Raw genomic sequence first — 25,087 nt, 5'->3', positions numbered from 1 at the left:
CGGTGCGGCCTCGAAAGGCTTCTACGGCAGGGTGAGGATCTCGTGCCCCGTCTCGGTGACCACGATCGTGTGCTCGAACTGCGCGGTCCGCTTGCGGTCCTTGGTCACCGCGGTCCACTTGTCGGGCCAGATCTCGTAGTCGATCGTGCCGAGCGTGAGCATGGGCTCGATCGTGAACGTCATCCCCGGCACCAGCGTCACCGACAGCGAGGGGTCGTCGTAGTGGGGGACGATGAGCCCGGAGTGGAACGAGGCCCCGATGCCGTGCCCGGTGAAGTCGCGGACGACGCCGTAGCCGAAGCGCTTGGCGTACGCCTCGATCACCCGGCCGACGATGTTGAGCTGGCGGCCCGGCGCGACCGCCTTGATCGCCCGCATCGTCGCTTCACGGGTCCGCTCGACGAGCAGGCGGGACTCCTCGTCCACTTCCCCGACCAGGAAGGTGGCGTCGGTGTCGCCGTGCACGCCGCCGATGTAGGCCGTGATGTCCACGTTGACGATGTCCCCGTCGCGCAGCACGGTGTCGTCCGGGATGCCGTGGCAGATCACCTCGTTGATCGAGGTGCACAGCGACTTCGGGTAGCCGCGGTAGCCGAGCGTCGAGGGGTAGGCGCCGTGGTCGCAGAGGAACTCGTGCCCGATGCGGTCGAGTTCGTCGGTCGTCACGCCGGGGGCGACGTGCTTGCCGACCTCCTCGAGCGCCTGCGCGGCGATCCGGCCCGCGATCCGCATCTTGTCGATGGTCTCGGGGGTCTGGATGTCGCTGTCGCCCTTCTTGGGCTCGGCCTTCCCCACGTACTCGGGCCGGGGGATGTGGGCGGGAACCTTACGGGTAGGCGAGATTCGCCCGGGGCGGAGCAGCGTGGTCATGCGGCCAAGTCTAGTTGCGCGTCAAGGGGGCACGATTATGGGCGTGAGCGATCAATGGTGGTTCTGCCTGAAGCACATGAGCGTCGAGCCCGAGAGGGGCTGCCCGAACAAGGACCGGCTCGGTCCCTACGACTCCCGCGACGCCGCCGCCCACGCCCTGCAGACGGCGGCCGAGCGCAACGAGCGCTGGAGGGAGCAGGACAAGGACTGGGACGACCTGACTCCCCTGACCCCGTCTCCCGGGCCCGCCCACCGGCGTCTCTCCCCGGGCCCGGTTCTCCCTGTCCCACCGTGCCCTGTATCACTGCCCAGTGGCCGTGGCGGGCTCGGCCGCGTGCCGCCGGGCCGTCGCGCGGCGGGCGACGAGCCGGCCGAGCGTCCACACGCCGATGCCGCTCCACACGAGGTTGAGTATCGCCGAGGGCCAGGCCGAGTGGTACGCACTGTTGATCATCAAGGTGGCCGCCCCGCCGAGGTTGAGCAACTGGTAGGGCAGCCCGTCCCCGGACATCCTGCCGGACGACACCATCGCGTACGCCAACAGGAGGACGACGGCGCCCGCGGTGCCGATGATCGTGATGAAGGTGGACATCAGGACGGCTCGCCGTCCACGCGAATGCTCATGATCCGATGATCCGCCCATGGAGAGTGAAGAGCAAGTGAAGGATTCTTAATCCGCACGTAAGATCTGCTGCATGGAAATCGACCCGCGGCGGCTGCGGATCCTGCACGAGGTGTCCCGCAGAGGCGGCGTCATGAAGGCCGCGCAGGCGCTGCACCTCACGCCCTCGGCCGTCTCGCAGCAGCTCGCCCAGCTCGAACGGGAGGTCGGCCTCGCGCTGTTCGACCGATCGCAGCGCAGGGTCACGCTGACCCCGGCCGGCCGGGTGCTGGCGGCGTACGCCGAGCGCATCGAGGAGCAGCTCGCCGAGGCGAGGCACGAGCTCAACCGCTTCGCCGAGCGGCTGTCCGGGCCGGTCACGATCGCCGCGTACCCCACCGTGATCCGGCACCTGCTCGTCCCCGCCCTGCGCGAGCTGGCCGCACGGCACCCGCGGATCACGCCGGTGATCCACGAGTTGTTCGGGCCGGGCGCGGTGCAGGAGCTGCGCCTCGGCGGTGTGGACCTGGTCGTGACGGAACGGGACATGAGCCAGCCGGCCGCGTCCCTGCCGTCGATGTCCCGGCACCGCCTCTACGACGACGAGTACCGCATCGTCGCCCCGCCGTCGTGGGACGAGGTGCCGGCCACCGTCGCCGACCTCGTGGACCTGCCGTGGGTGGCCGGAGTGCCCGACCAGGCGTGCGGGCAGGCGCTCGAACGGCTCGCCCAGCTCCACGGGTTCGTCCCGCGCCGCGTGCACCTGATCGCGGAGTTCCCGCCCGTGCTGGGGCTGGTGTCGGCGGGGCACGGGGTGGCGATCGTGCCGTCGCTGGCGCTGCTCGACGTCCCGGCGGGCGAGGTCGTCGTCACCGGCATCCGCGGCGTGGGCAGCCGCAGGATCGAGGCGCTGACCAGGGTGAGCCGTACGACGTCGGGAGAGCCCGACCCGATGCAGGCCGTGGTGATCGAGGTGCTGCGCGAGGCGGCCGAGGTTGTGGACCGGCGGGTGCGCGAGCTCAGCCGGGCCCCGCTCGGCCCGTCCATGTCCTGACGCACCCGCGGGCCGCACCCGCACGGCCCGAGGCGCTCGGTCACTCCGGTGGCGTCGCGGGGTGCCCGTGCAGGAGGGCGGCGAGTTCGGACCGGCTCCGGGCGCCGGTCTTGGTGAAGACGGCCTTGAGGTGGTCCTGCACGGTGAACGCCGACAGGAAGAGGACCGAGCCGATCTCCTTGTTGGTGAGGCCCCGCCCGGCCAGCGCGGCGATCTGCCGTTCCCGGGCGGTGAGCCGGCAGGCGTCGGCGAGCAGCTCCATGATCTCCTGCGGGCGCGTGGCCTCCAGGATGACGGAGACCGAATCCTCCCCGAGACGCTCGGCGTGCGCGGTCAGCCACCGTCCGGTCCGGACGCGCAACCGGACGCGATGCGGGGCGCCGGAGACGGCGCGCCGGTGCGCCGCGTGCACCAGTGACGCCAGCGTGTACGGGAGATCGCCGAGGCGGCCGTCGTCGATCTCGTCGAGCAGCCGCCGGGCGGCCGCCGACACGTGCTCGACCACGACGGCGCCGGCCACCCTGCACAGCAGCAGGCCGGGACCGCCGTCGCCGGCCGGCGGCCGTTCGGAGAGCACCGTGGCCCGGCGCAGCCCGTCGGCGACGACGCGGCTGATCCCGCGCAGGACGCCGAGCTCCCGCGCCGTGAAGTCGGGGACGTCGGTGCCCCGCATGAGGACCATCGCACCCCACACCCGGCCGCCCTGCGCCCGGAAGGCGACACGGACCTCGTGCCCGACGCCGGACGGGCTCAGCACGTCGCGGAAGCGGTGGCTGCGATCGAGGTCGCCACCCGTCGCCTGCGCCAGGGTGCGCGCGACCACGCCGCTGCGGACCAGTTCGCGCATGGTCAGGACGTCCGGGTCGCTCTCCTGCTGCTCGATCTCGGTCAACCGGCCGAGCAGCCGGAACGGCAGTCCTTCGTCGTGGAAGCCGCCGCTGATGTTGTGCGTGTCCGGGTCGATGGTCAGCGCACACCACAGGTCGGCCGGAACCACCCGGGTCACCTGGGCGGCCACCGCTCGCTCGAGCGCCAGCGGGGAGCCCGCCCGGCGAGACAGGTCGGCCACCGCCTCCCGTACGTCTCGCACCGTCGCACTTCTCACCGCGCCAGTATGGGCGCGGCTCCCGCGTCCGGACCATCCCTCACATCAGGGATGCCGCCCGCGCGCCGCCCTGCCTCAGGCTTGGCGCGGTCACGACGACAGACAGGAGAACCGACATGACCATCGGCGTTCCCGCTCCCGCCCTCGATGGCTTCACAGGCGAGCTGCTCACTCCGCGCCACGCGGCCTACGACACGGTGCGGCGGATCTGGAACGGCTCGATCGACCGCAGGCCCGCCTTCATCGCCCGGTGCCGTTCGACGGCGGACGTGGCCGCCGCCGTGGTCTTCGCCCGCCGGCACGGCCTCCCTATCGCGGTGCGCGGCGGCGGCCACAGCATCCCGGGCTACTCGGTGGTCGAGGGCGGGCTGATGATCGACCTCAGCCCGATGAAGGGCATCGCGGTGCGCGCGGCGGCTCGCCTCGCGGACGTGGACCCGGGGGTCCTGTGGCGGGAGTTCGACGCGGCGGCGCAGACGGAGGGACTCGCGACACCCGGCGGTGAGATCTCCGACACCGGAGTGGCGGGTCTCACGCTCGGCGGCGGCATCGGCTGGCTGTCCCGGCTGCACGGCCTCGCCGCGGACAACCTGCTCGGCGTCGAGCTCGTCACGGCGGACGGGGACGTCGTGACGGCCGACGACGACACCGACCCCGAGCTGATGTGGGGGCTGCGCGGCGGCGGGGGCAACTTCGGCATCGTCACCCGGTTCACCTTCCGCCTTCACCCGGTCGCTCCCGCGTGGGCCGGCATGGTGCTGTATCCGGGAGAACTCGCCCGCGACGCCCTCCAGGCCTTCCACGAGGCCGGCGAGCGGGCGCCGCGCGAGCTGTCCCTGGTCGCGGCGCTGGTGTCCGCCCCTGCGGCGCCCTTCGTGCCCGCCGAGGCCGTCGGCAGGCCCGTCGTCGGCGTCGCGGCCGCCTACTTCGGCCCGCACGGCACGGGTCAGGAGCTGACCGCGCCGCTGCGCGGCCTCGGACGGCCGCTCGTCGACACCTTCGGGGTGACCGGGTACGTCGCCCTGCAGCGGATGCTCGACGACGCGAACGTCCCCGGGCGGCAGCAGTACGTGCGTTCCGACTTCCTGCGGGGCCTGCCGGACGAGGCCGTCGCCGCGCTCGCCCACCACGGCACCCACCCGTCGTCGCCCCTGAACCAGGTGCTGCTCCGCCGTCTCGGGGGCGCCCTCGCCGACAGGGACCCGGGGGCGACGGCCTTCGGTCACCGGTCGGCGGACTACATGACGATGATCGCGGCCACCTGGGAGGACCCGGCCGAGGACCCCGAGCGGCACCGCCACTGGGTGAGCGAGACGTGGAACTCCACCCGGCCGTGGGCCCACGCACCTACGTCAACCATCTGGGCGACGAGGGCGGCGGCCGCATCCGAGAGGCGTATCTGCCGGGCAGCTGGAGCCGTCTGACCCGGCTGAAGGCGCGCATGGACCCGGACAACGTCTTCGCGTCGAACCAGAACATCCCGCCCGCAGGCGCCTGAGGCGCGCCGGGGGACCGGAGCGGAGCGGCCTCAGTCGCTCACGTGGGGGCCGGTGATCCGCTCGGCCAGGCGGGCGAGGCGTTCCCGCAGGCCGAGCCGCCGCACCTCCCCGGCCGCGCTGCTCACCAGGTGCTGCGCCGCGTCGAAGCTCAAGGCGGTCCCCTCGGCCGGTACGGCGATCGCGTCGTGGGCCAGGGCCTCCAGTTCGGGGTCGCCCCCGTCGATGGCGAGGATCGTGGCGCCGGTGCGGCGGGCGTCGTCCACGCGCTCAAGCAGGGGAACGGGCGCTCGTTGCTCGGCGACCACGAAGAGCGTCTCGCCCCTGCCGGCGCTCCGCAGCCGGTCCATCCCGACCCGCAGGTGGGCGGGCGCGCCTGGCGGCGGCGCCCAGCGGACCAGCGTGGGGGAGAGCTGGGCGAGGCCCGACAGCCGGGCCTCGTCGGCGAGATGGGCGGTGACGTGCCACGGCTCCTCCTCGGGGGTGCCGACGACGAGGAGCCCCCCGGGCGACCGGGTGGCCCGCAGGGCCAGGCCGAGCTCCCGGGTGCGTTCGAGCCATCCGGTGGAGGCGAGCACCTCGCGCAACAGGTTCACCGATGCGGCGTCCATGACCGTCATGGTGCCTGACACGAGCGCGTGAAGTCCCGCCAATTGGGTCCTTGACACACCGTTACCGCCGGGTAACGATCAGGCCGCGGCGCCGATTGTGGAACGTGATCCGACAGCCGGAAGGCGGCTTTATGAACCTTCGCGTTCGTGCCACCCTGTCCATGATCGGGGCTCTTCTCCTGCTGCCCGCACTGGGCGGCACCGCGCACGCGACCTCCGCCGGGGACGTCGTCGAAGCCGGCCGTACGACGGTCTACCTCGCGCCCGGCAAGCTGCTGGAGGTGCCGGTGAAGGCCTGGCACCTCCGCTACCGGTCCACCTCGGCGACGGGAGAGCCGAACGTCGTCTCGGGCACCCTGCTCGTCCCCGACTCCCCGTATCCCCTCGGCAAGCGGCCCATCGCCGGGTACGCCGTCGGCACCCACGGCATGGGCGACCAGTGCGCCCCGTCGGCCGCCATGGCGAACGGCACCGAGGCCGAGCTCGCCATCATGAGCCTGATGCTGCTCAAGGGCTGGGCCGTCGCGGTGACCGACTACGAGGGCCTCGGCACGCCGGGCGACCACACGTACATGGCGGGCCTGTCGCAGGGGCACGCCGTGCTCGACTCGATCAGGGCGGCGACGCGGGTGCCGGAGGCGAACCTGTCCGCCGGCGCTCCCGTCGTGGTCATGGGGTACTCGCAGGGCGGGTCGTCGGCGGCCTGGGCCGCCCAGCTCCAGCCGTCGTACGCGCCTGAGCTGCGGCTCAAGGGCGTCGCGGCGGGCGGGGTGCCGGCCGACCTGCGGGCGGTGGCCGAGCACCTGGACGGCACCGGCGACTTCGGGCTCGCCGCCGCGGCCGGCATCGGGCTGGACGCCGCCTACCCCGAGCTGCACCTGGACGGCTACCTGACCCCGGAGGGCGCGGCGCTGTTCGGCGACGCCCGCGACGACTGCGTGAGCGACCTGCGGACCAAATTCGGCGGGCGGCGGCTGGCGGAGTTCACCACCGCCGACGTGCTGAACCTGCCGGACTGGCGGGCCCGTCTCGCCGAGAACCGCCTCGGCGCGTCCGCGCCGCGGGTGCCGCTGTTCCTCTACCACGCCAAGGGTGACGAGATCATCCCGTACGAGGTGGGCAGGACCCTGCGGAAGGAGTACTGCGCGCGGGGCGTGAACGTCCTGTGGACCGGTCTGCCGGCCGGCAGCCACGTGCTCGGCGCGGTCGAGGGCGCCCCACTGGCGGTGGCCTGGCTCGCCACCCGCGTCGCCGGTCTCCCCGCGATCCCCAACTGCTGAGCGTCCCCAAGAGCCACCGCCGGCGCCTCCCAGGAAGGCGGGACCGCCGGCGGTGGCGATGAAGCGGAGCACCCGCGCGACTTCAGCGGCCTACGAGGTCGCCCTCGTAGGCCGCGATGACGAGGTGCGCGCGATCTCGTGCCTGGAGTTTGCTCAGCAGGTTGCCGATATGTGTCTTGACGGTCTTGATCGAGATCGTGAGTCTCGCGGCGATCTCGTCGTTGGAGAGCCCGCGACCGACCAGAGCGAGAACCTCGGTCTCCCGCTCGGTGAGAGCGTCCAGACGCGCCGGCTTCGCGCGTGGTGGCTGGGCGATGTAGGCCTCGATCATGCGGGTGAGGACTTGCGGGGCGAACAGCGATTCGCCCTGATGAGTCCGGCGGATCGCGTCAAGGAGCGTGTCGGGGTGGGAATCCTTGAGGAGGAAGCCGCTGGCGCCGGCGTGGAGGGCGGCGCGGACATACTCGTCGAGCTCGAACATCGTGAGCACGATGACCTTCACGGATCCGATGCCTGCGTCGGCCATGACGCGGCGGGTGGCCGCGATTCCATCGGTACCCGGCATCCGGATGTCCATGAGCACGACGTCAGGGCGCAGTTCGGCGCTCAGCCTGACGACCTCGTCGCCGGTGCCCGCCTCGCCGACCACCGTCATGTCGTGATTGGCGTTGATGACGGCGGCAAGGCTGTGACGCAGCAAGGGCTGGTCGTCGGCGATGACGACGCGAATCGGGGTTCCGCGGTCGTTCATGACATTCGAGCCTCAGGAATACGGGCGGTGACACGAAAGCCGTTCTCGACGTGCTGGGCTTCGAAGGTTCCGCCGATCGCGGTGACGCGTTCCCTCAGCCCCTCGATTCCGTGCCCGGCTCCCGGGTGTGGGGTCCATCCGTCCACCGGGCCTTCGTCCCAGACGCTCGTGACGATCCAGTCACCGTCGCGACCGACGTACACGTTCGCGCCGGTCGGTCCGGCGTGCCGGGCCGTGTTCGTGAGGGCTTCGCGCACGATGGAGCAGACCGCGAGCTGTGCCCCGGAGCTGATGTCGTCGATCTCCCCGAGCCTGAGCCTGACGGTCGGGCCTGCCCTTTCGGCATCCTCGATGATGGCCGGCAGGTCGTGGAGGGAGTCCGCGGGCCGCAGAGGTGCGGCCGCAGCAGTCGAGTCTCGCAGCACGTTGAGCATGCGGCGTAGCTCCGTCGTGGTGTGCCGCCCGATGCGCTCGATATCCGACAGCGCCGCAGAGGTGTCGTCTCCCGCGCCGGGATAGCGTGCGGCGCTCGCCCGAACAGTGATCAGGCCGAGGCCGTGGGAGACGATGTCGTGCAGTTCGCGCGCGATTCGGAGACGTTCGGCCTGTGTCGCGCGTTCGCCGGCCCACGCGGTGAGCCGCGCTTCGTACGCGATCCGCTGCCGGCGCGCGCTGAACGCCGCCCACACGGTGACCGCCAACGCCAGCGCGGCGATGACGACGGGGAGGACGACCGCGGCGAGACCTCCGCGGCTGACCGAGAGAAGGGCGAGCAGCAGCACGACGTGAACGGCGATGGCCAGTGGCCAGACTCGCCGCCCGCGTCTCGGAAGTGCGTGGTCGACCCTCATGCTCCAAATCTAAGGACGCGCCCCTGAACGGCGCATCGGACCAGGGTCCGAGAGGTCTGGGTCTGAGCCGCGCAACCGAGTCCGGTCGTCGGTCCGATGACCGGAGGTGATGCTCCGCGTTCACATGTGAACGTGATAACCATCGACAACCTCGTCAAGCGACGGGGCTCCAGAGAGATTCTGAGCGGCATCAGCTTCCGGGCCCGCCCCGGAAGAGTGACCGGGTTCCTCGGCCCGAACGGCGCGGGCAAAAGCTCCACACTGCGCATTCTGCTGGGCTTGGATCGGGCGACCTCCGGCACGGCGCTCATCGGTTCCGTCCCGTTCGCGAAACTTCGTGACCCGCTCGCCATGGTCGGGGCCATGCTGGACGGCTCCGGCGCGCATCGGGCGCGGACGGGCCGGGCGCACCTGCGATGGGTGGCCCGCTCCGCGGGACTGCCGCGCGCACGTGTCGACGAGGTGCTCGAGGTCGTGGGCTTGACGAACGCCGCGTCCAAGCGGGTCGGCGGTTACTCGCTGGGCATGGGACGTCGGCTCGGGCTGGCGACGGCGCTGCTCGGTGATCCGGAGATCCTGGTCCTGGACGAACCGGTGAACGGATTGGACCCGGACGGCATCCGGTGGATCAGGACCTTTCTTCGAGAACGGGTCGCGTCCGGCCGGACCGTGCTGCTGTCCAGCCATCTGATGGGGGAGCTCGCGGAGACAGTGGACGACGTCGTGGTCGTCAACGAGGGCAAAGTCGTGGCGGACGGCACCCTCGACGAGGTCACCGGCTCATACCGCACCCTTGAGGACGCGTTCTTCGCCCTCACCACCGGTGATGCGCCATGAGGGCGCTCGCGGCAGAGACCTCGAAGCTCGCCTCGTTGCCGGCGGTGTGGATCGCGACGGCGGCCGGGGTGCTCGTGCCGGGCGTGGTCGCCGCGATCACCGCATCCTCGACCCTCAGGGCGATCGATCGAGGCGCCGCGGCGATCGACTCCGGCTATCAGGAGCTGGCTTTCGGCGTGGTCGGAGCGATCATCCTCGGCGTCGTCGCCGTCAGCAGCGAGTACGTCACCGAGAGCGCGGACTCCGGAGGCGGGCGCCAGATCACCACCAGCCTGACCGTCGTTTCCTCCCGCCTCCGATTCCTGCTTGCGAAGTTGTCCGCGATCGCGATCAGCAGCGCGATGCTCGCGATCACCGCGACAGTGACCACCATGGGCGTCGTCCGGGTGGTGCTCGGAGAGCACGCCCCGGCATTGGGAGCGGACGACGTTCCGCGGCTGGCGGGCGTGGCCTGTTACTGGGTGTACTCCGCGCTCCTCGCCTCCGGAATCACCGTGCTCACCCGCCACGGGGCCGTTCCGCTCGCGGTGCTCATCGCGAACACCTCGGTCGTCTCCGTCACCTACCTGCTGACCAAGATCACGCCGCTCGCGAATTATCTGCCCGACATGGCCGGGGTCCGCATGTTCATCCGGAAGCTCGCCGACAGCACCGCCGAGATCAGCCCGCTCACCGGAGGCCTGGTGATGACCGCCTGGGTGACGGTGCTCCTCGTGATCGCCGCGATCTCGTTCACGCGGAGGGACGCATGACGGTCCCCGCGACGACTCGCACCCGAGGCCGGGAAGCGGCCCAGGCGCTCGCGGCGGAGCTGTCGAAGCTCGTGTCTCTTCCGGCGACCTGGCTCACGCTGGGAGGCACTCTGGTGGTGAATCTGATCCTCGCGATCGCCTTCACGATCGCCGGTCTGCGGGGTTCGGCCGGAACCAGGAGCGCTCCCGACATCGGCCTGGCTTCGATCGGCTACGCGCAAGCCGGCTTCGTCGTCCTCGGCGTCCTGGCCGCCTGCTCCGAGTACGTCGGCGGGCAGATTCGCACCACGCTGACCGCGATGCCCCGCCGCGCCCTCCAGTTCACCGCCAAGCACGTCGCGTTGGCGGTCGTCGTGCTTCCCGCGGCGGCGATCACGGCCTTGTCCGGGGTGGTGCTCGCGGCCGGTGTGCTCGGCGACACGGCCGCACCCGTGGCCTCGGGCCGTGTCGCGGGGGCGCTGGGCGGTGCGACCGCGTATCTCGCGCTCACGACGCTGATCGGCGCGGCCGTCGGCGCCCTCGTGCGCCGGACGCTCGCTGCGGTCGTCGTCCTGCTGGGGTATCTCTTCATCGCCGGACCGCTCCTGCGCGACCATGTCCCCGCGGCGGAATACCTCCCGGACAGTGCCGGATTCGCCATGTGGTTCCCGCCGCCCGACGACGCGGGCGCGGTGACACCGGTGCACGGTGGGCTGCTCCTCATGGCCTGGACCGTCGTCCTGATCGCCGTTGCCGTGCTCGGATACCGCCGGTGGGATGTGTGAACGCGATCACCGGACACGGTGGCGGGGACGCCCCGGAGGGGGCGCGGCGATGACCTGCTGGCATGATCTGACCCATGGTTGAGCACACCACCGTAGATCTGCCCGACGTCTCCGCGCTGACCATCGGCATCCTGGGTGGGACCGGAGATCAGGGCAAGGGACTGGCCCGCCGGTTCTCGCTGGCCGGGCACACCGTGCTGATCGGCTCGCGCAGCGCCGAGCGCGCCCAGGAGGCGGCGCGCGAGATCGGCGTACGCGGGGCCGCGAACGCCGACGTGGCGGCCGAGGCGGACGTCGTGATCGTCGCGGTGCCCTGGGAGGGGCACAAGGCGCTGCTGGAGTCCCTGCGCGAACCGCTCGACGGAAAGATCGTGGTGGACTGCGTCAACCCGCTCGGCTTCGACAAGCAGGGGGCGTACGCGCTGCCGGTGGAGGAGGGCAGCGCGGCGCAGCAGGCGGCGGCGGTGCTGACCGGCAGCCGGGTGGTCGCGGCCTTCCATCACGTGTCGGCGGTGCTGCTGCTCGACCCCTCGGTGGCGGAGATCGACCTCGACGTGCTCGTGCTCGGCGACGACCGCGAGGCCACCGACGTCGTACGCGCGCTCGCGGGCCGCATCCCCGGCGCGCGCGGCGTCTACGCGGGCCGGCTGCGCAACGCCCACCAGGTCGAGGCCCTCACGGCGAACCTGATCTCGATCAACCGCCGATACAAGGCCCACGCCGGCATCCGGGTCACCGACGTGTAGCCATCCGCGCTTCATCTGATCGTCACGTCGGAGACGTGGACGTTCACTACCTTCGGGCGCTGTCGTCGCCGTCTGAAAGGTCTCCAGTGCTCCGTCACGTCTCCGCCGGTCTGGCGATCGCCGCCGCGCTCACCCTCACCACCACCGGTACGGCCGTCGCCGCCCCGGCCAAGGGCCCCGTCGTCGTCACCGACGTCACGCTCCCCGCCCCCGCGCTGAAGCAGGTGCAGCCGTCCATCGCCGACGACCGCGGCGTACGGCTCGGCGGCGTCGGCAGCGGCCTGTTCCCGGCCGGCCGGGCCGGGGAGTTCTGGCTCGTCACCGACCGCGGCCCGAACGGCCAGCCGACCGTGGACGGGGAGAAGCGCCGGACCTTCCCGGTGCCCGAGTTCGCCCCGGCGATCGTCCGGGTCGCCGTCACGCACGGCACGGCGAAGATCAAGCAGTACGTCCCGATCGTCGGCGCCTCCGGCAGGCCGGTGACCGGCCTGTCGAACCAGGCGGGGCACGACGAGACGCCCTACACCTGGGACGGCCGCACGGCGCTGCCGTACAACCCGAGCGGGCTGGACGTCGAGGACCTCGTGCGCACCCGCGACGGCGACTTCTGGCTGGTCGACGAGTACGGCCCGTCGCTGGTGCGGGTGTCGCCGGACGGCCGGGTGCTGGAGCGGCACGTCCCCGCGGGGCTCGGGCTGACCGGCGCGGACTATCCGGTGAAGGAGACGCTGCCCGCGATCCTGGCGAGCCGCCAGCAGAACCGCGGGTTCGAGGGGCTCGCGATCTCGTCCGACCAGCGCACGCTGTACCTGGCCGTGCAGAGCCCGCTGGCCAACCCCGACAAGAAGGCCGCGAAGAAGTCGCGGGTCGGGCGCATCCTCACCTTCGACCTGCGCGGCCGGAAGGTGACCGGGGAGTATCCGTACCAGTTCGAGGACGTCACGACCTTCGACCCGACGGTGAACGGCGACCAGAGCGAGATGAAGATCTCCGGCCTGGCGTACGCCGGGCGGGACCGGCTGCTCGTGGACGAGCGCACGGACAACGTCGCGCGGGTGTACTCGATCGACCTGACGAAGGCGACGAACCTGCTCGGCGGGCCGTACGACGACCCGAAGACCAGCCCGTCGCTGGAGGAGCCGACCGGAGGGTCCGGCCTCAGGTTGCCCGCCAAGTCGCTCGTGCTGGAGCCGAACGCGCTGGTGCCGTCGCTGCCCGGCAAGATCGAGGGGCTGGCGGTGCTCGACCCGCACACGATCGCGCTGGCCAACGACAACGACTTCGGCCTGGGCGACTTCGGCCCCGACGGCAGGCTGGTGGACAGCGGTGTGCCGAACCGCCTCGTCGTCGTCCGGCTCCCTCGCGCACTCGGCGCCCGCTGAGCGTGCCCGTCCACCGGTGCGGCTATGTGGCGGTGGCGAGCAGCCAGTCGGCCACCGCCTCCGGCGCGACGAGCTGGTGCAGGTGCTCGCCGGGGATGCGGGCGACCGGCCACCCGCGCTCCCCGGCCTCGTCGGCGAGGGCGGCGTACGCGTCCGCGAACCACAGGTAGCCGCTCCTGAGGTGGTCCCAGCGGGCCGGCACCGGGATCTCCTCCTGGTAGTACGCGAGGGGCAGCCGCGCCTGCTCGGCCACGACCACCTGGCGGAGCACCGGGTCGGGGAGGAGGGCGGCGACGTCGTCCTCGGGCCACCAGTCGGTCCAGCGGGGCAGGACGCCCGCGTCGTCGGCGAGGGAGCGCAGGAAGGCGAGGTGCTCCGGCTCCGCCGCCCGGCACGCGCCCCTGCGCGGCGGCAGGGCGGCGTCGACGAACAGGCACGCGGCGACCTGCCCGGCGAGGGCCTGCGCGATCAGCGGCACGAACAGCCCGGCGTTGCTGTGCGCCACGACGGCCAGCGGGCCGCGCGGCGCGCTCGCCGCCACCTCGTCCACCACCCTCGGCCAGTAGGGCGGCGGACCGGCCGTCACGTCGGTCAGCCGCGGCACCACGGCGGTGTGCCCGCGCGCCCGCAGGATCTCGGCGACGGGGGTCCAGGTCGAGGGGCCGACGGAGGGGCTGTGCACGAGGAGGAAGCTGACGTCCATCCCCTCATCCTCACCATGGGCGGCGGCGCCGGACGCCTTCTCCGCTCGCCGCGTAACCGATCGTCGGCCGCCCAACCTGACAAGAGTGCAGTTTCTGGGTAATTCTGGACGGCATGAGCTCCCTGCATCCGGAAACGCGCGTCGTCCACCTGCCCCGCCCCGTGCCGGAGGCGAGCACGCCGATCTCCATGCCGATCTACCAGACCTCGGGGTTCGTCTTCGACGACCCGGCCGTCTTCGCCGACGGCATGGGGCGGCCAGACGGGGCCTACGTCTACGGCCGGCTCTCCAACCCCACCGTGCGCGCGCTGGAGGAGGCGGTCGCCGGCCTGGAGGGCGGCGTGGCCGCAGTGGCCACCGGCTCGGGCATGGGCGCGATCAACGCGGTGCTGCTCGGCCTGCTGAAGTCGGGCGACCACGTGATCGCCCAGTCGGCGCTGTACGGCGCCACCGCGCAGACGCTGGCCGACCTCGCGGAGCGTTTCGGCGTCGAGGTCACCCACGTGCCGGAGGACGACCCCGCGGCGGTACGCGCCGCCGTGCGGCCCACGACCAAGCTGCTGTATCTGGAGACCATCGCCAACCCGATGACGCAGGTGGCCGACCTGCCGGGGATGTGCGCGGCGGCGCGCGAGGCCGGGATCCTCACCGTGGTCGACAACACCTTCGCCTCGCCGGTCCTGTGCCGGCCCATCGAGCACGGTGCGGACATCGTGGTGCACTCCGTGACCAAGTACCTGTCCGGGCACACCGACGTCGTCGGCGGGATCGCCGTGTTCGCCTCCGAGGAGGTGTATCGCACGGTGTGGTCGTACGCGGTGGAGCTCGGCGCGACGGCCGACCCGTTCGCCGCGTGGCTGACCCTGCGGGGGATGCAGACGCTGCCGCTGCGGATGGAGCGCCACTGCGCCAACGCCCGCGTGCTCGCGACGCGGCTCGCCGGGCATCCGGCCGTGGCCGCGGTGCACTGGCCGGGCCTGCCCTCCCACCCGTCGCACGAACTCGCCACGAAGCTCCTGCCCGACTTCGGCGGCGTGTTCTCCTTCGACCTCGCCGCAGGGCGTCCCGCCGGCGAGGCGTTCATGCGCAACGTGCGGCTCGCGCTGCTCGCGCCCTCGCTCGGCGGCGTGGAGACCCTGATCCTCCACCCGGCCACCACGTCGCACCGCTCGGTGAGCGCGGAGGGCCTGGCCGCGGCGGGCATCGGCGAGGGGACGGTCCGGGTGGCCGTGGGCATCGAGCACGCCGAGGACCTGTGGGCCGACTTCGCCCAGGCGCTCGACGCGATCTGAGGCGCCTCCACGAGGAGACGCCGGTCACGGGCGCCGCCGCGCGTTGCGGCGGCCGCCCGCCGGGGCGTCAGCGGTAGCTGTGCTCGGGCCTGGGGAAGACGCCGGAGACGACCTCGTCGGCGTACGCGCGGATCGCCCGGTCCATCTCACCGGCCAGGTCGAAGTACTTCTTCACGAACTTCGCGGGCTGCGGGGTCAGGCCCATCAGGTCCTGCCAGACGAGGACCTGCGCGTCGGTGTGCGGCCCCGCGCCGATGCCGATCGTGGGGATGCTCAGCGAGGTGGTGACCCGCTGGGCGAGGTCGGCGGGAACGCATTCGAGCACGACGGCGAAGGCGCCCGCGTGCTCGAGCGCCTTGGCGTCGGCCATGATCTCGTCGCCCGCCTGGCCGCGGCCCTGCACCCGGTAACCGCCGAAGGCGTTGACCGACTGGGGGGTCAGGCCGAGGTGGGCCATGACCGGAATCCCGGCCGACACGAGCATCTCCACCTGCGGGAGGACCCGGTGGCCGCCCTCCAGCTTGACGGCGTGCGCGCCGGCCTCCTTCACGAAGCGGGCCGCGGTCTCCAGGGCCTGCTGGGGTGAGGCCTGGTAGGAGCCGAACGGCAGGTCGGCCACGACCATCGCCCGCGACGAGCCGCGTACGACCGCGGCGGTGAGCGGGATGAGGTCGTCGACCGTGACGGGCAGCGTCGAGTCGTAGCCGTAGACGACCATGGCGGCCGAGTCGCCCACGAGCATCACCGGGATGCCCGCCTCGTCGAACACCCTCGCGGTCATCGCGTCGTACGCCGTCACCATCGGCCACTTCTCGTGGCGCTCCTTGGCTGCCGCGATGTCGCGGACGGTGACCCTGCGTCCCGCGGCCCCGCCGTAGAGGGCGGGCTTGGACACAACGGAAACAGAGGACATGGCTACCTCCAGGCCTCGTGGCGCCCCTGTGGCGTCCCCGGACAGTCAGATCATCGCATGCCGTCATGGGCTGGAACACCCCCATACGGGCGCCGTAATCCTGGCCTGCGACGAGTGGGACCAAAGGGACGAATGAGGCGACCCGGCCGCAGGAATGTCGGAGGCACCCGGCACAATGCCGTGCGGAGGTAAGGAACCACAATGGCTTTTGATCGTTACCGGCGGGTGCTCGCCCTGCCGGGTGTGCGGGCGTTGCTGCTGGTCGGCATGATCGCGAGAATTCCCCTCACCGGCACCGGCATGACGCTGACCCTGCACGTGGTGAACGACCAGAAGCTGGGCTTCTTCCAGGCGGGCCTCGTCGGCACCGCCTCCATGGCGGGCGCCGCGATCGGCTCGCCGCTCGTCGGCCGGTTCGTCGACCGGCGCGGGCTGCGCCCGGTGATGGCCGTGACGACCATCGTGCAACTGTGCCTGTGGTGCGCCGCGCCGGCGATGCCGTACGCCGTGCTGCTGCCGGGCGCGCTGATCGGCGGGCTGTTCAGCCAGCCGGTGTTCGGGGCCATCCGGCAGTGCGTGGCCGCGATGGTGCCGGTGGAGAACCACCAGACCGGCTTCGCCCTCGACTCGATGGGGGTGGAGTTGTCGTACATGGTCGGCCCCGCCCTCGCCGTCGCCAGCGTGACGGCGTTCGGCAGCACCGCGACGATGTACGGCGTGGCCGCCGGTCTGGCCGGCTCGGGGGTGGCGCTGTACCTGCTCAACCCGCCCACGCGGTCGGCCGAGGAGGCCGCGGGGCACGAGGGGGCCGTCCCCAGGCGGCAGTGGCTGCGGCCCGGCCTGCTCGCCCTGCTCTGCCTGGTGTCCGGGTTGACCTTCGTGCTCACCACGACCGAGTTGAGCGTCGTGGCGATGCTCAAGGCCGACGGCGCGACCGCCTGGACCGGGCTGGTCCTCGCGCTGTGGTGCGCGTACTCGCTCGTCGGCGGATTCGTGTACGGCGGGCTGTCCCGGGGGCTGTCGCCCGGGCTGCTCGCGGGCGGCCTGGCGCTGCTGACCGCGCCCGTGGGCCTGGTCGGCGGGGGCTGGGGCTGGCTGTGCCTGGCGCTGGTGCCGGCCGGGCTGCTGTGCGCGCCGGCGCTGTCGTCCACCGTGGACGCGGTCAACCGGCGCGTCCCCGCGGCGGCGCGGGGTGAGGCGATGGGCCTGCACGGCACGTCGCTGACGATCGGAGGAGCCCTGGCCGGGCCCCTCGCCGGCGGGCTCCTGGACGCCCACGGCCCCGCCTGGGCCTTCGCCGTGTCCGGAGCGGTCGGCGTCGCGCTCGCCCTGCTCGCCGCCCTGGTATGGCGCGAGGCTCCGGCCGCCGCCTTCGCCCCGGCCGGATCGGGCACGGCGAGTGAATCGGAGGGCGTGAGCGGTTCCGGCGCAGCGGCCGGATCGGACGTGGCGGCCGGGCCGGACGTCGCGACACCCCTTCCCGCCCCCGCCGCGGAATAGGACCGGGCCGGGCCGAGGAATCGGTTCCGCCCGGACCGGGAATAGAACCGGCCCCCGCGCGGATGTACAGGGGGTGGCGGCTGTCCCTCGGGGCCGCCGCGCGGAGGGCGTCCGCCGCCTGCTCCGGGTGGCCGCGCGAGACGCCGTGGCGTCCCGGCGCTGGCCCCCGGCACCCCGGGGCGCACGTGCATCGGAGGCGGGCGGTGCGCGGGCCGGCGCCTCGGCCGATCGATTTTGTCCAGCTGACCAGCGGATACGGCGGTACCGCCGGGATTATGAAACGGTCCCGTTGCGTATCGGAATGAAGTAGCGCTACGCTTGCGTTGCGAAACACAACCGTATCGAAATCATGGGGGAATCCGTGGAAGCTCGTCCAGAAGCTCATACAGGTCACCCACGCCGATGGCAGGTCCTCGGCGTGATGGTGTTCAGCCTGCTGGCCGTCGTCCTCGACAACACCATCCTCAACGTGGCGATCAAGACGATCGCCGATCCCGTCCACGGGCTGGGCGCGACCCAGAGCGAGCTCGAATGGGCGATGAACTCCTACACGCTGGTGTTCGCCGGCCTGCTGTTCACCTTCGGGGTGCTGGGCGACCGCTACGGGCGTAAGCGGATGCTCATGGTCGGCATGGTCCTGTTCGGCCTGGCCTCCCTGGCCAGCGCGTACGCGCAGGACCCGATGCAGCTCATCGCGGCGAGGGCCCTGATGGGCCTGGGCGGCGCCGCCATCATGCCGGCCACGCTGGCGATCATCTCGAACGTCTTCCCCATCCACGAGCGGGGCAAGGCGATCGGCATCTGGGCCGGCGGCGTCGGCATCGCCGTGGCGATCGGCCCGATCACGGGGGGCCTGCTGCTCGAGCACTTCTGGTGGGGCTCGGTCTTCCTCGTCAACGTGCCCATCGTGCTTGTCGGCCTCGTGCTGATCGCCACGATCGTGCCCGACTCGAAGGACCCGAACAAGGCCGGTCTCGACCCGGTCGGCGTGCTGCTGTCCATCCTCGGCCTGATCAGCCTCGTCTACGGCATCGTCCGGATCAGCGACCTCGGCACCGTCGCCGACGTCTCGGTGATCGTGCCGTCGCTGCTGGGTCTCGCGATCCTCGCCGCGTTCGTCTGGTACGAGAGCCGGATCGACCACCCCGCGTTCGACGTGCGCAACTTCCGCAACGCCGGCTTCTCCACCGCGATCGCCACCGTCGGCCTCGTGTTCTTCGCGGCCATGGGCGTGATGTTCTTCCTGGCCTTCTACTGGCAGATTGTCCGGAACTACTCGCCGCTGCAGTCGGGGGCGCTCGTGCTGCCGTTCGCGGCCGCTCAGCTGATCTTCGCGCCGCAGAGCGCGCGCATGGTGCAGAAGTACGGCGCCCGGGCCGTCGGCACGGTGGCCATGCTCGTCATCACGCTGGCCCTGACGTCCTACGCCTTCGTGCAGGTGGACACCCCGATCTGGATGCTGCTGGCCCTCGGCTTCGTCCAGGGAGCGGCGATGGCCAACATCATGCCCCCGGCGACCACGGCCATCATGAACGCGCTGCCGCGTGAGAAGGCCGGTGTGGGCTCCTCGATGAGCAACGTCGTCCGGCAGGTCGGCGGCACGCTGGGCATCGCCATCCTGGGCGCGATCCTGTCCGCCAGCTACCGCAGCGACATGGAAGGCAAGGTCGCCGCTCTGCCGGAGCAGCTCCGCCACGTCGTGACCGAGTCCATCTCGGGCGCGGCCGGCGTCGCCGGGCACCTGGGCCCGCGGGGCGCGAGCCTGCTCGACGCCGCGAATGCCGCGTTCGTCACCGGCATCCACTGGGCGGCCCTCGGCTCGGCCTTCGTCGCCCTCGTCGGCACTCTCGTGGTGGCCCGCTGGATGCCGGGCAAGGCTGCTTCGGTCGACGCCGCGGTCATCAAGGCTGAGACCGAAAAGGAAGCGGCGGTAGTTTGACTTCCTTCCCCGCCTAAGGGCGGGGGAGTCCATCCCTCACGGGCTTGGTTTCCTGCTTCACCGCCGACCGCCGAAGGGAGGGCCCTTGCGGACTCACGTCAGCTCCACAGGCAGACACCGCTCGACCAGCGGCCAGGATGTTCTTGGCGGCGTTGACGTCCCGGTCGTGCCGGGTGCCGCATCCCGGGCACGTCCAGTGCCGGGTGGACAGGGAGAGTGCGGCGAGCAGGTGTCCGCACGCCGAGCAGGTCTTGGACGAGGGGTACCAGCTGCTGCCGCGCTGTTTGCGGGCCATCCGGCGCTGGTAGCGGGCCAGGTTTCTGGCCTTGCGCTCCAGATGGCGCGGGTTGGAGATTTTGTCTCCGGTGGACAGGACGGCGAAGTGAGTCACGCCGAGGTCGATGCCGACCTGGCCGCCGGTGGCGGGCACCGGCTCGGGTCCGGTCGCGGTCTCCACAGCGAGGGAGGCGTACCAGCGGCCGTCGCTGTCGCGGGAGACTGTCACCGTGGTCGGGTTGATCGTGGCGGGGTCGACCTCGGGCCAGAACCACGCGAACGCGATCGGGTCGTTCATCTTCGCCAGCCACAGTCGGCCGTCGCGCCAGCGGAACGCCGAGCGGGTGTAGGTGGCGGACTGGCGGCCGTGGCGGGACTTGTAGCGTGGGGAACGGGCGCGTCCCGCGAAGAAGTTCGCGAACGCCGTGTGCTGGTGGCGCAACGCCTGCTGCAGGGGGACACTGGAGACCTCGTACAGGAAGCCGTGGCCGCCGTCGCGTTTCAGCTCGGTCAGGTACCGGTCGGTCCGCGCGTAGGAGGTTGTGGCACCCTCGGCGTGGTAGCGGGCCTGCCGCCATGCGAGGACTATGTTCCAGACCAGGCGTACGCAGCCGAACGTGCGGTTCAGCACCGCTGCCTGTTCGGGGGTGGGGTAGATCCGCACCTTGTACGCCGTACGCATGTTCGGATTTTACTGTCACTTGGTTCGCTTGGTCGGCGAAAGGAGCAAGGTCGTGAGCGCTTCGGGCTTTGGGCTGTCCCGGCTTCGCCGGGCCACCCCTGACGCGGTCCGGCTTCCTCCCGGCCCTGAAGGACCGGGCTTCCTTCAGAGGTTGCGGTGAACTCGTCATGAAGACGCAGCAGACGGCTGAGGGGGTAGCCCGCCCGGCGGGCCGCCCGCGCAGCGAGAAGGCGGAACGGTCGATCATCGAGGCCACTCTCGAACTGCTCGGTGAGGGCATCGGGGTGTCGGAGCTGTCCATCGAGTCGATCGCCAGCCGCGCCGGTGTCGGGAAGACCACGATCTACCGCAGGTGGTCCAACAAGGAGGACCTGGTGGTGGACGCCCTGGCGACGCTCAAGCCGCCGATCCCGCTGCCACAGGGCGGAACCGTGCGGGACGACCTGGTGACCTACCTCCGGGTGATCCAGGAGGAGGCCCTCCACCACCGCACGCGTTGCATCATGAACATCGCCATGAGCGACTCCGAGCGGCATCCCCGCCTGGCGGAGCGGTTCCGCGAGCTGGCCGTGGAGCCGCGCAGGGCGGTGGTCGCGGCGGTCCTGCGGCGTGGCATGGAGACCGGGGAACTGCGCGCGGACCTCGACATCGACATGGCGCTCGCGCTCCTCAGCGGGGCGATGATCTGGCTCACGAAGTGGTCCCACCCCGGCGACTCCCATGCCGGCCTTCCCGAGCGGATCGTCGACGAGGCGCTCAAGGGCTTCCGCCCCCGCCCCTCCGAGCCGTGACCCGTCCCTCCACCCCCGAGCTGTGACCCGGCTCTCCACGCCCAGGCCGTGATACGGCCCTTCGCCTCCGACGCCGCCGTGACCGCGGGCTCCTCACGGGAGCCCTGCGGTCGGGCTGCGCTCGGAGCGGCGTACCGTGCTGGGCGTTCTGGTGGGAGCCGGGTACCACTGGCGGGAACGGAGGAGAGGGCGGGCGGCCGTCTGCCGACGAGGCCGCACCCGATGACCCCGTCCCCATCGACCCCGTGACCGGTGCCGGACGCCTGCCCGGCACCGGTCACGGCGTTCTCATTTCAGGCCCGCGTCGAGCGCGCCCATCAGGGTGCCGGTGTCGCCGGACATCTCCCAGATCATCGCCCCGAGCAGGCCCTTGCTCCGCAGCCAGGCCGCCTTGCGCCCGATCGACCAGGCGTCGTCGAAGCTCCACCACTGGCCGCCGTTGCCCGTGTAGCAGGAGGTCGCGACCGCCTGCTCGTCATGGCTGACCGTGCAGTTCGGCACGCTCGCCACCAGGTTGGAGTAGCCCCGGGTGCCGGCCTCCTCCTGAAACTGGCCGGGCGCCGCGCCGTTGGCCTGCTGCCACTCGCCGCCCTTCCCGCCGTCGGTCACGCCCTGCCAGCCGCGTCCGTAGAACGCCAGGCCGATCGTGAGCTTGCGCGGGTTCACCCCCGCCTGCAGGTAGGCGTTCACCGCGTTCTCCACGCTGAAGTGGAACGAGTAGGGGTCGTCGACATCGGTGTAGAGGTTGCCCTGGTGCCCGGTCCGGTTCGGCTCCCACGAGTTGTCGCTGCCCGAGCCGTGGAAGTCGTAGCCCTGGATGTTGAACACGTCGAGATACTTGGCGACCTGGGGCAGGTCCCAGCCGGAGGCGATCTTCGCCGGGTCGGCCGGGGTGAACGCACTGAGCAGGTAGTACTTGCCCGTCGTGGCTCCCAGCGCGTCGAGCTGCCGCCGGAACTCGGCGATCAGCGCGGTGTTGTTCGCCTTGTCGTTCGGGCTGACGTGGTTGCCGGCGTGGCCTTCGGCGCCGGGCCACTCCCAGTCGAGGTCTATGCCGTCGAAGATCCCGGCGGCGCTGCCCGGGCCGCCCGCGCTGTTGTAGACGGGCAGGTTGCCCTTGATGTACATGTCGATGCAGGAGCTGACGAACTTCTTGCGCGACGCGTCGGTGGCCGCGACGTCGGAGAAGTACTTCGAGTACGTCCAGCCGCCGATCGAGATGAGCACCTTGAGGTCCGGGTGCTTCGCCTTGAGCTTGCGCAGCTGGTTGTAGTTGCCGCGCAGATTCTCCCAGCCGGTGTCGCCGACGCCGTCGACCGACTGCGCGGCGCTCATCGGCCGCCCGTAGTCGGCGTCCGCGTCACCCGCGCCGTCGCCCTGGCTCGGGTCCTGCGGGTTGGACGTGGTTCCCTTGGTCACGCCGTTGAGGCAGGTCAGGTTGACCGGGTCGATGTTGGCGAAGGCGTAGTTGAGGTGGGTCAGCTTCGCCGCCGCGCCGGTCGTTTCGAGGTTGCGCACGAAATACTGCCTGCCGTAGATGCCCCACTGGACGAAGTAGCCGACCCGGGCGTAGCCGTTCCCGACGATGTCGGCCGTGCTCACCTTCACCGGATCGCTCGCGGCCGACACGTTGTCGTACAGGTCGCGTGCCCGCACCGTGAAGGTGTACTCGGTGGACGGCGACAGCCCCGTGACCTTGGCCGTGGTGCTGGTCACCGTGGTCGCCAGGTCGTTCCCGGTGTACACGTCGTAGGCCGCCACGCCCTTGTTGTCGGTGGAGGCCGTCCAGGCGAGCGAGACGCTGGTGGCGTCCTTGGCGGTGCTGCGCAGACCGGCCGGAACCGTGGGCGGCTGGGTGTCGTCGGCGGGGTCGTTGGTCGTGACCGTGAGGGCGCCGCTCGCCGGTGACGGGTTGCCCTTGCGGTCCTTCGCCTTGACCGTGAACGTGTACGTGGTCTTCGGCGTCAGCCCGGTGATCGTGGCGCTCGTCCCGGTCACCGTGGCCGCGAGCGCCGTGCCGTTGTACACCTCATAGGTGGTGACGGGCAGGCTGCCGGGGGTCGCGGCGTCCCAGGCCAGCATCGCCGTCTTGGTGGTCTTGGCGGTGGCGCGCAGGTTCGACGGCGCACCCGGCGGGGTGTCTGCCGAGCCGTCGCACCTGACGTCGTTGACCCGGCAGCTCGCCGGCTCTGCCGCCGCGCTGAGCGTGAAGGAGGGGCTGTACGGCTCCGTCGACCCGTGCGCCGCGATGGTGGTGTTGTAGAAGGCCGGGGTGAGGGTGACCTGCCGCCCGCTCTGGTTCAGCGTGCCGTTCTGGGCATTGCTCGCGGTCACTCCCGCCGGTAGCTCGAACACGATCGACCAGCCGTTCAACGCCGTGTCGGAGTTGTTGTTCACCACGAACTTCCCCTGCGTCCCGCTGCCGGTGAAGGTCGCGGTCAGCGGCGCGGGCGGGGGAGGCGGGTCGCCGGTCCCGTCGCAGTTGGCGCCGTTGATCGTGCAGTTGGCCGGCTGGGCGGCCGCGCTGAGCGTGAAGGAGGGGCTGTACGGCTCGGTCGTGCCGCCCGCCCGGATCGTGTTGATGTAGTAGGCGGGGGTGAGCCTGACCTTCGTCCCGCTCTGGCTGATGGTCGCGTTCTGCGGGTTGCCCGCCGTGACGCCGGCCGGCAGGTCGAACTGGATCGACCAGCCGGTGACGGCCGTGGAGCCGGAGTTGGTGACGACGAACTTGCCCTGGGTGCCGGTGAGCGTGAAGACGGCGGTGAGGCCGGTGGCGGCCCGGGCTGGTACGGCGAGAGCGGACATCAGCAGGAGTGTCACAAGGAAAACGGCTGTTCGGCGCATCCGGCCTCCATTAATCGTTAGGAAAGTTTCCTAAGAATTAGCCGGAGCGTAGTTCCGCGGCGCGACACGGGCAAGGCCCAATTTCCATCGATCCCGCTGAGGACGGGACGGCCGGCGCAGGCGCGGCCAAGTCAGGCGGGGCCAGGTCAGCGGGACCAGTCAGGCGGGGTCAGCCAAGCTCGGTCCCTGCGGCCCGGGGCCCTGTCGTCCTGGAGAACCCGTGGAGCGGGGCACGACCAGCCCGGTCTCGTACGCCATGACGACGGCCTGGGTCCGGTCGCGCAGCCCGAGCTTGCCCAGCACCCGGCTCACGTGGGTCTTGACCGTCTCCTCGGTGACGGTCAACCGGGCGGCTATCTCGGAGTTGGACAGCCCCTCGGCCATCAGCCGCAGCACCTGCGTCTCACGTGGCGTGAGCGCGGCCGGGACGGCGGGGTCGGGCATCGGCCGCAGCCGGGCGAACTCGCCGATGAGGCGGCGGGTGATCGCGGGAGCCAGCAGCGCATCGCCCGCCGCCACGACGCGGACCGCGTCGAAGAGGCGCTCGGCGGTGACGTCCTTGAGCAGGAAGCCGCCGGCCCCGGCGCGCAGCGCGTCGTAGACGTACTCGTCCAGGTCGAAGGTCGTCAGGATGAGGACCCGCGTTCCTGAGCCGGCGAGCCGCCGGGTGGCCTCGATGCCGTCCATGACCGGCATGCGGATGTCCATGACGACGACGTCGGGGCGCAGTTCCCGGCAGACCCGGACGGCCTGCGCTCCGTCGGCCGCGGTCGCGACGACGGCGAAGTCAGGCTGGCTGCCCAGCAGTTCGGCGAAGCCGGTGCGGACGACCAGATGGTCGTCGGCGACGACGACGCGGATCGGCGCGGCGCCGGTCACAGGTGCCCTCCCACGGGGTCGGCGGGTGCGGCAGGACCCCAGGGGCGGGGAGGGCCGTCAGGGGCGCCGGAAGCCCGGGAATCAGCGGCACCCGGGAGGCGGGGGAGCCGCGCCTCCACGACGAATCCGCCGCCGGGCGCGGAGCCGGTGCGCAGGTCGCACCGACGG

General features: G+C 71.5%; 24 protein-coding genes. 13 read left to right on the top strand and 11 right to left on the bottom strand.

The features are described from left to right. Positions 1-21: 21 nt before the first annotated feature. Positions 22-870: a type I methionyl aminopeptidase gene (map, locus tag B1L11_RS33315; RefSeq protein ID WP_079319327.1), complete on the bottom strand. Its 849-nt coding sequence runs from the start codon at positions 868-870 to the stop codon at positions 22-24. A gap of 301 nt (positions 871-1,171) precedes the next feature. After that, positions 1,172-1,462 (bottom strand): hypothetical protein, encoded by a 291-nt coding sequence (locus B1L11_RS33310; RefSeq protein WP_079319326.1) that lies wholly within the window; start codon positions 1,460-1,462, stop codon positions 1,172-1,174. A gap of 103 nt (positions 1,463-1,565) precedes the next feature. Here B1L11_RS33310 and B1L11_RS33305 point away from each other — a divergent pair, with 103 nt between their 5' ends. Next, a complete protein-coding gene (locus B1L11_RS33305) occupies positions 1,566-2,525 on the top strand; it encodes a LysR family transcriptional regulator (protein ID WP_079319325.1) in 960 nt (319 codons plus the stop codon). 40 nt (positions 2,526-2,565) lie between these two features. Here B1L11_RS33305 and B1L11_RS33300 read toward each other — a convergent pair whose 3' ends face one another. Beyond that, a complete protein-coding gene (locus B1L11_RS33300; protein WP_143737732.1) occupies positions 2,566-3,630 on the bottom strand; it encodes a helix-turn-helix transcriptional regulator in 1,065 nt (354 codons plus the stop codon). Between the two features lie 116 nt (positions 3,631-3,746). Between B1L11_RS33300 and B1L11_RS33295 the strand changes: the two genes are divergently transcribed. Continuing rightward, positions 3,747-5,054, top strand: a complete 1,308-nt coding sequence (locus tag B1L11_RS33295; protein WP_079319323.1) for an FAD-binding oxidoreductase — start codon at positions 3,747-3,749, stop codon at positions 5,052-5,054. Then, entirely contained in the window at positions 4,991-5,128 is a 138-nt protein-coding gene (locus B1L11_RS55425) for a BBE domain-containing protein (RefSeq protein WP_372974755.1), read from the top strand. The genes B1L11_RS33295 and B1L11_RS55425 overlap by 64 nt, the downstream gene beginning before the upstream one ends. A 30-nt stretch (positions 5,129-5,158) precedes the next feature. Here B1L11_RS55425 and B1L11_RS33285 read toward each other — a convergent pair whose 3' ends face one another. Beyond that, a complete protein-coding gene (locus tag B1L11_RS33285) occupies positions 5,159-5,737 on the bottom strand; it encodes a hypothetical protein (protein WP_179155441.1) in 579 nt (192 codons plus the stop codon). Between the two features lie 131 nt (positions 5,738-5,868). Here B1L11_RS33285 and B1L11_RS33280 point away from each other — a divergent pair, with 131 nt between their 5' ends. Continuing rightward, complete coding sequence (locus B1L11_RS33280; protein ID WP_143737731.1) at positions 5,869-7,017, top strand: lipase family protein; 1,149 nt, start codon at positions 5,869-5,871, stop codon at positions 7,015-7,017. An 82-nt stretch (positions 7,018-7,099) separates the two neighbouring features. Here B1L11_RS33280 and B1L11_RS33275 read toward each other — a convergent pair whose 3' ends face one another. Beyond that, the gene (locus B1L11_RS33275) at positions 7,100-7,768 is read right to left on the bottom strand and encodes a response regulator transcription factor (protein WP_079319321.1); all 669 of its coding nucleotides are present in this window, start codon (positions 7,766-7,768) and stop codon (positions 7,100-7,102) included. Next, positions 7,765-8,550 carry a sensor histidine kinase gene (locus B1L11_RS33270; RefSeq protein WP_256863103.1) on the bottom strand — a complete coding sequence of 262 codons (786 nt, stop codon included), beginning with the start codon at positions 8,548-8,550 and terminating at the stop codon, positions 7,765-7,767. Before B1L11_RS33270 ends, B1L11_RS33275 begins: the two co-directional genes overlap by 4 nt. Positions 8,551-8,751: 201 nt before the next feature. On the opposite strand from B1L11_RS33270, the gene B1L11_RS33265 reads away from it, so the two are divergent. The 5 genes from B1L11_RS33265 (at position 8,752) to B1L11_RS33245 (ending at position 13,100) form a co-directional block, all read left to right on the top strand. Continuing rightward, positions 8,752-9,456: an ABC transporter ATP-binding protein gene (locus B1L11_RS33265; RefSeq protein ID WP_079319334.1), complete on the top strand. Its 705-nt coding sequence runs from the start codon at positions 8,752-8,754 to the stop codon at positions 9,454-9,456. Then, complete coding sequence (locus B1L11_RS33260; protein ID WP_079319319.1) at positions 9,453-10,208, top strand: ABC transporter permease; 756 nt, start codon at positions 9,453-9,455, stop codon at positions 10,206-10,208. The genes B1L11_RS33265 and B1L11_RS33260 overlap by 4 nt, the downstream gene beginning before the upstream one ends. Next, entirely contained in the window at positions 10,205-10,972 is a 768-nt protein-coding gene (locus tag B1L11_RS33255) for an ABC transporter permease (protein WP_079319318.1), read from the top strand. The genes B1L11_RS33260 and B1L11_RS33255 overlap by 4 nt, the downstream gene beginning before the upstream one ends. Before the next feature lie 74 nt (positions 10,973-11,046). Then, positions 11,047-11,718: an NADPH-dependent F420 reductase gene (npdG, locus tag B1L11_RS33250; RefSeq protein WP_079319317.1), complete on the top strand. Its 672-nt coding sequence runs from the start codon at positions 11,047-11,049 to the stop codon at positions 11,716-11,718. 86 nt (positions 11,719-11,804) lie between these two features. Continuing rightward, positions 11,805-13,100: an esterase-like activity of phytase family protein gene (locus B1L11_RS33245; protein ID WP_218671474.1), complete on the top strand. Its 1,296-nt coding sequence runs from the start codon at positions 11,805-11,807 to the stop codon at positions 13,098-13,100. Positions 13,101-13,122: 22 nt separating this feature from the next. Here the strand turns inward: B1L11_RS33245 and B1L11_RS33240 are convergent, their stop codons facing one another. Next, on the bottom strand, positions 13,123-13,803 hold the full coding sequence (locus tag B1L11_RS33240; protein WP_079319316.1) for an alpha/beta hydrolase: 681 nt from the start codon (positions 13,801-13,803) through the stop codon (positions 13,123-13,125). A 113-nt stretch (positions 13,804-13,916) separates the two neighbouring features. Here B1L11_RS33240 and B1L11_RS33235 point away from each other — a divergent pair, with 113 nt between their 5' ends. Beyond that, entirely contained in the window at positions 13,917-15,095 is a 1,179-nt protein-coding gene (locus B1L11_RS33235; RefSeq protein ID WP_079319315.1) for a PLP-dependent aspartate aminotransferase family protein, read from the top strand. A 67-nt stretch (positions 15,096-15,162) separates the two neighbouring features. On the opposite strand, the gene panB is transcribed toward B1L11_RS33235, so the two are convergent. Then, on the bottom strand, positions 15,163-16,008 hold the full coding sequence (gene panB, locus B1L11_RS33230; RefSeq protein ID WP_079319314.1) for a 3-methyl-2-oxobutanoate hydroxymethyltransferase: 846 nt from the start codon (positions 16,006-16,008) through the stop codon (positions 15,163-15,165). 201 nt (positions 16,009-16,209) lie between these two features. On the opposite strand from panB, the gene B1L11_RS33225 reads away from it, so the two are divergent. Together B1L11_RS33225 and B1L11_RS33220 are read left to right on the top strand one after the other, a co-directional pair. Continuing rightward, positions 16,210-17,508: an MFS transporter gene (locus B1L11_RS33225; RefSeq protein WP_079319313.1), complete on the top strand. Its 1,299-nt coding sequence runs from the start codon at positions 16,210-16,212 to the stop codon at positions 17,506-17,508. Positions 17,509-17,929: 421 nt separating this feature from the next. Continuing rightward, on the top strand, positions 17,930-19,447 hold the full coding sequence (locus tag B1L11_RS33220) for an MFS transporter (protein WP_079319312.1): 1,518 nt from the start codon (positions 17,930-17,932) through the stop codon (positions 19,445-19,447). Positions 19,448-19,460: 13 nt separating this feature from the next. Here the strand turns inward: B1L11_RS33220 and B1L11_RS33215 are convergent, their stop codons facing one another. Then, the gene (locus tag B1L11_RS33215; protein WP_079319311.1) at positions 19,461-20,405 is read right to left on the bottom strand and encodes an RNA-guided endonuclease TnpB family protein; all 945 of its coding nucleotides are present in this window, start codon (positions 20,403-20,405) and stop codon (positions 19,461-19,463) included. Positions 20,406-20,572: 167 nt separating this feature from the next. On the opposite strand from B1L11_RS33215, the gene B1L11_RS33210 reads away from it, so the two are divergent. Beyond that, positions 20,573-21,196, top strand: a complete 624-nt coding sequence (locus B1L11_RS33210; RefSeq protein ID WP_079319310.1) for a TetR/AcrR family transcriptional regulator — start codon at positions 20,573-20,575, stop codon at positions 21,194-21,196. A gap of 288 nt (positions 21,197-21,484) precedes the next feature. Here B1L11_RS33210 and B1L11_RS33205 read toward each other — a convergent pair whose 3' ends face one another. Together B1L11_RS33205 and B1L11_RS33200 are read right to left on the bottom strand one after the other, a co-directional pair. Continuing rightward, positions 21,485-24,001, bottom strand: a complete 2,517-nt coding sequence (locus B1L11_RS33205; protein WP_256863101.1) for a glycosyl hydrolase family 18 protein — start codon at positions 23,999-24,001, stop codon at positions 21,485-21,487. A 198-nt stretch (positions 24,002-24,199) separates the two neighbouring features. After that, on the bottom strand, positions 24,200-24,919 hold the full coding sequence (locus B1L11_RS33200) for a response regulator transcription factor (protein WP_079319308.1): 720 nt from the start codon (positions 24,917-24,919) through the stop codon (positions 24,200-24,202). Between the last annotated feature and the right edge of the window lie 168 nt (positions 24,920-25,087).

It is taken from the genome of Microbispora sp. GKU 823 (genome assembly GCF_002027145.1).
GTDB lineage: Bacteria > Actinomycetota > Actinomycetes > Streptosporangiales > Streptosporangiaceae > Microbispora > Microbispora siamensis.
The sequence above is the reverse complement of the archived record's forward strand: the minus strand, read 5'-3'. Positions and strand labels throughout refer to the sequence as shown.

Bases quoted from the DNA above. Each gene is read 5' to 3' on its own strand.
- map (WP_079319327.1), bottom strand. From the start codon at position 870: ATGACCACGCTGCTCCGCCCCGGGCGAATCTCGCCTACCCGTAAGGTT.
- B1L11_RS33310 (WP_079319326.1), bottom strand. From the start codon at position 1,462: ATGTCCACCTTCATCACGATCATCGGCACCGCGGGCGCCGTCGTCCTC.
- B1L11_RS33305 (WP_079319325.1), top strand. From the start codon at position 1,566: ATGGAAATCGACCCGCGGCGGCTGCGGATCCTGCACGAGGTGTCCCGC.
- B1L11_RS33295 (WP_079319323.1), top strand. From the start codon at position 3,747: ATGACCATCGGCGTTCCCGCTCCCGCCCTCGATGGCTTCACAGGCGAG.
- B1L11_RS33285 (WP_179155441.1), bottom strand. From the start codon at position 5,737: ATGGACGCCGCATCGGTGAACCTGTTGCGCGAGGTGCTCGCCTCCACC.
- B1L11_RS33280 (WP_143737731.1), top strand. From the start codon at position 5,869: ATGAACCTTCGCGTTCGTGCCACCCTGTCCATGATCGGGGCTCTTCTC.
- B1L11_RS33275 (WP_079319321.1), bottom strand. From the start codon at position 7,768: ATGAACGACCGCGGAACCCCGATTCGCGTCGTCATCGCCGACGACCAG.
- B1L11_RS33260 (WP_079319319.1), top strand. From the start codon at position 9,453: ATGAGGGCGCTCGCGGCAGAGACCTCGAAGCTCGCCTCGTTGCCGGCG.
- B1L11_RS33255 (WP_079319318.1), top strand. From the start codon at position 10,205: ATGACGGTCCCCGCGACGACTCGCACCCGAGGCCGGGAAGCGGCCCAG.
- npdG (WP_079319317.1), top strand. From the start codon at position 11,047: ATGGTTGAGCACACCACCGTAGATCTGCCCGACGTCTCCGCGCTGACC.
- B1L11_RS33240 (WP_079319316.1), bottom strand. From the start codon at position 13,803: ATGGACGTCAGCTTCCTCCTCGTGCACAGCCCCTCCGTCGGCCCCTCG.
- B1L11_RS33235 (WP_079319315.1), top strand. From the start codon at position 13,917: ATGAGCTCCCTGCATCCGGAAACGCGCGTCGTCCACCTGCCCCGCCCC.
- panB (WP_079319314.1), bottom strand. From the start codon at position 16,008: ATGTCCTCTGTTTCCGTTGTGTCCAAGCCCGCCCTCTACGGCGGGGCC.
- B1L11_RS33225 (WP_079319313.1), top strand. From the start codon at position 16,210: ATGGCTTTTGATCGTTACCGGCGGGTGCTCGCCCTGCCGGGTGTGCGG.
- B1L11_RS33220 (WP_079319312.1), top strand. From the start codon at position 17,930: ATGGTGTTCAGCCTGCTGGCCGTCGTCCTCGACAACACCATCCTCAAC.
- B1L11_RS33215 (WP_079319311.1), bottom strand. From the start codon at position 20,405: ATGCGTACGGCGTACAAGGTGCGGATCTACCCCACCCCCGAACAGGCA.
- B1L11_RS33210 (WP_079319310.1), top strand. From the start codon at position 20,573: ATGAAGACGCAGCAGACGGCTGAGGGGGTAGCCCGCCCGGCGGGCCGC.
- B1L11_RS33205 (WP_256863101.1), bottom strand. From the start codon at position 24,001: ATGTCCGCTCTCGCCGTACCAGCCCGGGCCGCCACCGGCCTCACCGCC.